This window comes from Gillisia xinjiangensis (genome assembly GCF_046298265.1).
Taxonomy (GTDB): Bacteria; Bacteroidota; Bacteroidia; order Flavobacteriales; family Flavobacteriaceae; genus Gillisia; species Gillisia xinjiangensis.
Genome location: NZ_JBKAHK010000144.1, coordinates 1 through 504, shown reverse-complemented (window position 1 = coordinate 504; position 504 = coordinate 1). Strand labels below are relative to the sequence as shown.

The following is a 504-nucleotide window of genomic DNA, read 5'->3' as shown; positions in this document are numbered from 1 at the left end:
GGACTATCGCCTGAATCGGCAGATCGGCTTTCTGCTGCGCCGCGCGCACCAGTATGCCTCCGAAGTGTTCCAGTCGAAGATCGGCGACCGCAACCTGACGCCGCAGCAATTCTCCGTGCTGGTCACTCTGCTGGAGCAGCGCGAGATCGCGCAGACGCGCCTGGGCGGCCTCGTCGCGATGGACCCGGCGACGGTCCTGGCCGTGGTCCAGCGTCTCCCCCAGCGCGGTCTTGTCGCGGTGCGCACCGATCCTGACGACGGCCGGCGCCGCCTGGTGCAGCTGACCCACGACGGCCACGAACTGGCCCGCCAACTGGTTGCGATCGGCCCGAGCATCTCCAGCGAGACCCTGGAAGGCCTCAGCGAGAAGGAACAGCGCGAACTGCTGCGATTGCTCGACCGCCTGGGGCAAAAGGGGTAGTGGCATTGCTGATTGAGGCCGCAGACCCGCTTCGCCACATAGGTGCGGATTTAACGCTTCCTTCACCGCTTAGCTGCATTTAA

1 protein-coding gene is annotated in these 504 nt (G+C 65.3%); it reads left to right on the top strand.

Annotation, left to right across the window (positions count from 1 at the left end):
* A partial coding sequence (locus ACKGJN_RS16915; protein ID WP_409540752.1) for a MarR family winged helix-turn-helix transcriptional regulator occupies window positions 1-421 on the top strand: 421 nt, incomplete at its 5' end.
* Window positions 422-504 lie beyond the last annotated feature (83 nt).